The sequence below is a fragment of the Bacillus stratosphericus genome (assembly GCF_020524495.1).
In the GTDB taxonomy this organism is placed as follows: Bacteria; Bacillota; Bacilli; order Bacillales; family Bacillaceae; genus Bacillus; species Bacillus stratosphericus_B.
Map to the genome: position 1 here is coordinate 1 of NZ_JAIVLB010000068.1, position 5,831 is coordinate 5,831.

Here is a 5,831-nt window from a genome sequence, read left to right on the forward strand (position 1 = left end):
AGCTAGCAAACTGGACATGGAAAGGACCATGTCCAGCGTAAGACAACTGATAAATTTTATCAAAATAAGTGAAAACCCCACTTTTACTTGAAGTAAAGGTGGGGTTTGTCTACGGTCTGCCTTACACATTCATGTGTAAGGTTAGGCTGTCGAGAAAATCGACAGCCTGAAGGCCTCAACATGAGGCCACTTGATTACTTCTTTCTACTGACAAAAAGCTCATCTACTGTGGTATTCAAGACAGAGGCAATGTCAAAGGCTAATTGTAAAGTAGGGTTGTATTTATCATTTTCAATGGCATTTATGGTTTGTCTTGAGACCTTACAACGTTTAGCAAGTTCTCTTGGGATAATTTAATGGATTTTCTTAGCTCTCTAATATGATTTTGCATTAAATCACCATATTTTTTTCTGTAAATGAGTAATGGAACACATATCATTTTAATCATTAAGAAAATGGATTCTGCGACTTCTAATACAAGCATACCGATCACCACCATAAATGCATAGGATTGAGCTTTTGAGTAGTAAATTTTTTTCTTTTTGAATCATTGGTGGGATTAAAATGAACAATCTAATCACTAATAATATCACTGAATACACAACTTTTACATCATCCAATTTTTAGTCCCCTCCCAGCCAATATGTCAAATATTTTTTACATTTTGTCCTTTCGATAAAATTATCATAATAAAACAATCATCTGCCCTCGCATGTGCTCTTTCTTTCCTTTTCTCTTCTATTTCTTTATTTAATTGTTTTTTCCGTTCTGCCTTTTTTAGTTCTTTTCACCCATTTCCACCTGTACAGGTGCAAGTTCACTATGCAGCATTTCCTTCTTTTTCATATGATATCAAGAGTTTTCCTCAAAAGGTGACTTCTTTCTGCAAGATATGAGGAGAACTGCACATTTAATAATAGTTTGATTATTTTAAAAATTATTACAATTGACCCTTTCCGATCAAATGTTTGTTTTATACAATAACATTACGCAGCCTGAATCTACTTTGAAAACAAAATAAGGAGGGCTTTCTTATGAAAGGTGAAATTCGCTTAATTCCGTATGAAGTAAAAGCCAATGTGATGGAAGCGAAAGAGACGCCGGAAAGTATTCAGGAGATTAAAGCACCCGAACTTTGGTCAAGTGGCTTCAAAGGAAAAGGCATAACCATTGCTGTCCTTGATACAGGTTGCGATACGGAGCATCCCGATTTAAAAGATCAGATTATCGGAGGCAAGAACTTTACCGATGATGACGATGGAGATGCTGAAAATGTGAAAGACTACAATGGGCATGGTACCCATGTAGCAGGCACGATTGCAGCAACGGATCAAAATGGCGGCATTTTAGGTGTTGCTCCTGAAGCCAAGTTGCTCATCGTGAAAGTCCTTAGCGGTGAAAACGGCAGCGGGAAATACGAATGGATTATCAGTGGCATCAACTATGCGGCTGAGCAGAAGGTTGATATTATTTCCATGTCTCTCGGAGGTCCAAGCAATGAGCCAGCCCTCGAGGAAGCCATTCAACATGCGGTAAACAGCGGTGTGCTTGTTGTCTGTGCAGCAGGAAATGAAGGTGACGGGGACGAGCGTACTGAAGAGTTCTCCTACCCAGCTGCATACAATGAGGTCATTGCCGTCGGCTCTGTCTCCCTTGCAAGAGAATCCTCTAAATTTTCCAATGCGAATAAAGAAATCGACCTCGTCGCTCCAGGAGAAGACATTTTATCCACTCTCCCTAACCATAAATACGGAAGACTGACAGGTACTTCAATGGCTGCCCCTCACGTGAGCGGTGCATTAGCCATAATTAAAAATGCGGAGGAAGAAGCGTTCCAGCGTAAGCTGACAGAACCTGAGGTATATGCTCAGCTCGTGCGGAGAACCCTCCCGCTGAAACAATCGAAACCCCTTGTAGGAAACGGATTTTTATATTTAACTGCGCCTGATGTACTGCTTGAAAAAACGTTGGAATCCGATCTTTTATCTATAGATTAAGTATAGGTCCTGAGAAAAGATAGAATTTTCTCAGGATTTTTTTAATTAAAATTATTCAAAATTTACTTTGACGAAATGAAGTGAACGTTATATAATCGAACACAATAAATTCATAGTTTGAGAGTCGGTAATTCGATGACACGTCGAATTTTAATTGGGAAGACCGGTGAAAATCCGGCGCGGTCCCGCCACTGTAAGTGAGGAGAGCTTTTCTTTTTTGATCCACTATCATTAGGATGGGAAGGATGAAAAGCTTGCAGATTCACCAGCCAGGATACCAGCCGCTCTATCACATCAAACCCCCTACGGTTGATAGGAGATGTCGGAAAAGCATCAGTTCTACTCTCGCTTGATTTCGCACACACATTTTGTCTTTTTAAACCAGACATTTTCCCTCATCAATCTTGATCATGAGTGTGAATGTCTTTTTATATTTAGAGGAGGAATTGGAATTGACAATTGTTAAAACAAGTAACCTAGGTTTTCCGCGAATTGGTTTAAACAGAGAATGGAAAAAAGCACTTGAATCTTATTGGAAAGGTCAAACTGACCGAGAAACCCTATTAAGCACTCTCGATGAACAATTTTTAGCCGCTATTAAAACTCAAATTGATCAACAAATTGACGTTGTTCCTTCTGGAGACTTCACCTTCTATGATCACGTGCTGGATACTGCTGTCATGTTCAATTGGATTCCAGAGCGCTTCCGCAACTTGAAAGACCCGCTAGATACATACTTTGCGATGGCAAGAGGGACAAAAGATGCTGTCTCAAGTGAAATGACAAAATGGTTTAATACAAACTATCACTACATCGTTCCAGAATACGAAAATAGCACGGAATTCAAACTCACACACAACAAACCGCTTGAAGCTTATGAAAAGGTGAAAAAGGCGTTTGGTGTTGAAACAAAACCTGTCGTTCTTGGCCTTTATACATTTGTTTCTCTTTCTAAAGGCTATGAAGCCAATGAAGTGAAAGAGATTCAGCAGCGTCTAGTGCCGTTTTATATTCAGTTGTTAAAAGAGCTTGAAGAAGCCGGTGTGAAATGGGTTCAAATTGATGAGCCTGCTTTAGTCACAGCTTCAAGTGAAGACGTGAAAGCAGTAAAAGAGATCTATCAAACGATTAAAGAAGCTGTACCTGCCTTAAACGTTCTCCTTCAAACATACTTCGACTCAGTAGATGCCTATGAAGAGCTTGTCACGTATCCAGTTGAAGCCATCGGTCTTGATTTTGTCCATGATCAAGGACGCAACCTTGAACAAGTGAAAAAGCATGGTTTCCCGAAAAATAAAATTTTAGCAGCAGGCATCATTGACGGCAGAAATATTTGGAGATCAGATTTAGGTGAAAGATTATCGTTTATTTCTGAAGTGATTGCTGACGTTCAGCCGAAAGAAGTATGGCTACAGCCTTCAAGCAGCCTTCTTCACGTACCAGTTGCAAAACATCCAAGCGAACAGCTTGAAGAAAAACTATTAAACGGACTTTCTTATGCCACTGAAAAACTGGCTGAATTAACGCTATTAAAAGAAGGCTTATCAAAAGGATCTGCTGCCATTGATGTAGACATCACTGAAGCAGCAGAAGCACTTCTAACTTTAAAAGAATTTGCGAAAGGAACGAATGCGGATTTAACAGCAGAACGCAACAGCCTTTCTTCAAAAGATTTTAAACGTCCAGTTGCCTTTGAAGAGCGCCTTCGGATTCAAAACGAATCTCTTGAACTGCCGCTTCTTCCAACAACAACAATTGGAAGCTTCCCGCAGTCAGCCGAGGTGCGCAGTGCTCGTCAAAAATGGCGCAAAAATGAGTGGACCGATGCAGAATATGATGAATTTATTAAGAAAGAAACAAAAAGATGGATTGATATCCAAGAAGAGATTGGCCTAGATGTTCTGGTTCATGGAGAATTTGAACGTACAGACATGGTTGAATACTTCGGTGAAAAGCTAGCTGGCTTTGCCTTTACGAAATTTGCTTGGGTACAATCCTATGGATCACGCTGCGTGAAACCGCCAATCATTTATGGAGATGTAGAATTTACAGAGCCAATGACAGTGAAAGAGACGGTTTACGCTCAAAGCTTAACAGAGAAAAAGGTCAAAGGAATGCTGACAGGACCTGTTACGATCTTAAACTGGTCTTTCCCAAGAACAGATATCTCCCGGAAAGACATTGCCTTCCAGATCGCTTTCGCTTTGCGTAAAGAGGTAGAAGCATTAGAGGAAGTAGGTATTCAAGTCATTCAAGTGGATGAGCCTGCATTAAGAGAAGGTCTTCCTTTAAAAGAAAGTGATTGGGCAGAATATTTAAACTGGGCAGCAGAGTCATTCCGTTTATCGACATCGTCTGTTCAAAATGAAACGCAAATTCATACACATATGTGCTACAGTAACTTCGAGGATATTGTTGATACGATTGAAGACCTTGATGCCGATGTCATCACCATTGAACACTCACGCAGTCATGGCGGATTCCTTGATTATTTAGAAAAACATCCGTACTTGAAAGGACTTGGACTTGGGGTATATGACATCCATAGCCCACGCGTACCATCTGTTGAGGAAATGAGTAAAATCATTGATGATGCGCTGAACGTTTGTCCGACAGACCGCTTCTGGGTCAATCCTGACTGTGGTCTAAAAACAAGACAAGAGCCTGAAACCATTGCAGCTTTGAAAAACATGGTAACAGCCGCTGAAGTGGCTCGTAAAAAGCTGGAGCAGCATGCATAATTGAATGTCTCTCCCCTGCTGAATATAGCAGGGGGTTTTTATATCCGTATATTGTCCTGTTCGATCACCTGCTAGGGTGATTTCTTTTCTAGTATGATTCGTTTATACTAGAGAAGTCAGTCGAACACAGGGAGGAAGACAATGAATCACGAAGCTTTTTTACAACGTGCAATTGATCTTGCAGTAGAAGGAGTCAATAGTGGTACTGGCGGTCCTTTTGGAGCAGTCATTGTCAAAGGTGGGCAGATCATTGCAGAGGGAAGTAACAATGTCACAGCGAGCAACGATCCAACCGCACATGCAGAAGTCACAGCCATTCGAAAGGCGTGCCAGGCTCTACATACATATCAATTAGAAGATTGTATTTTATATTCAAGCTGTGAGCCTTGTCCGATGTGCCTTGGCGCTATCTATTGGGCAAGGCCAAAAGCGGTGTATTTTGCAGCTGGACATGAGGATGCAGCGACTTCTGGTTTTGATGACTCATTTATTTATGAAGAAATCAACAAAGAATACGAATCAAGAAACATTCCATTTTTCAAGCTAACCCTTCAAAAAACCTTTGCGCCATTTGAAGCGTGGGAAGCATACGACAAAAAGAAAGAATATTAACATAAGACACATGCTTTACAGCAGGTGTCACAGATTGTTGACAAAGGGCTAAAGTGATCTTTATTTTAGCCCTTTGTCCTCTTTTGATAATATATTTCTGACATTTTAAAATGATCTTCAGCACGTTCAATATCGTCTTACACAAAAGAAAGCTTGTGCTCCGCCTTTTCATATGACGATATGGCAGCAATGTATTGCCTCCGGCCGAATTCATACATGCCTCTGAAGAAATGATAGTAGGATTCAAGCATGCCGTGACATGGGTTTGATGCTCATCTATTTCTTTCGAAAGATCGGAAAAGTTGGCGCGAAGCATTCCTTCCTTTAATGGCTTTAAAAATGGAAGGAAAAAGAGAGCCCATTGTGAAGTGACCCCCTTAAGTTAGACACGGTATTTATTAGACAGCTTTCGAGGCATGAGTTCGATATTGTATCGGACTCATGCCTTTTAGTTTCGTCTTTATACGTGTGTGATTGTAGT

4 protein-coding genes, 1 pseudogene and 1 riboswitch are annotated in these 5,831 nt (G+C 40.5%); of the genes and pseudogenes, 3 read left to right on the forward strand and 2 right to left on the reverse strand.

Annotation, left to right across the window (positions count from 1 at the left end):
- Window positions 1-194: 194 nt before the first annotated feature.
- Window positions 195-391: pseudogene (locus LC033_RS16145) on the reverse strand (helix-turn-helix transcriptional regulator).
- Window positions 392-1,034: 643 nt separating this feature from the next.
- On the opposite strand from LC033_RS16145, the gene isp reads away from it, so the two are divergent.
- From isp to guaD, 3 genes are all read left to right on the forward strand, one after another.
- Window positions 1,035-1,997, forward strand: coding sequence for a serine protease Isp (gene isp, locus LC033_RS16150; protein WP_226570189.1), 963 nt, complete (start codon window positions 1,035-1,037; stop codon window positions 1,995-1,997).
- A 107-nt stretch (window positions 1,998-2,104) separates the two neighbouring features.
- Window positions 2,105-2,297: riboswitch (cobalamin riboswitch) on the forward strand.
- Window positions 2,298-2,449: 152 nt separating this feature from the next.
- Window positions 2,450-4,738, forward strand: a complete 2,289-nt coding sequence (metE, locus tag LC033_RS16155; protein WP_226570192.1) for a 5-methyltetrahydropteroyltriglutamate--homocysteine S-methyltransferase — start codon at window positions 2,450-2,452, stop codon at window positions 4,736-4,738.
- A 141-nt stretch (window positions 4,739-4,879) separates the two neighbouring features.
- Window positions 4,880-5,350 (forward strand): guanine deaminase, encoded by a 471-nt coding sequence (guaD, locus tag LC033_RS16160; RefSeq protein WP_226570194.1) that lies wholly within the window; start codon window positions 4,880-4,882, stop codon window positions 5,348-5,350.
- 398 nt (window positions 5,351-5,748) lie between these two features.
- On the opposite strand, the gene LC033_RS17475 is transcribed toward guaD, so the two are convergent.
- On the reverse strand, window positions 5,749-5,831 hold an 83-nt coding region (locus tag LC033_RS17475), incomplete at its 5' end, for an IS3 family transposase (protein WP_376776472.1).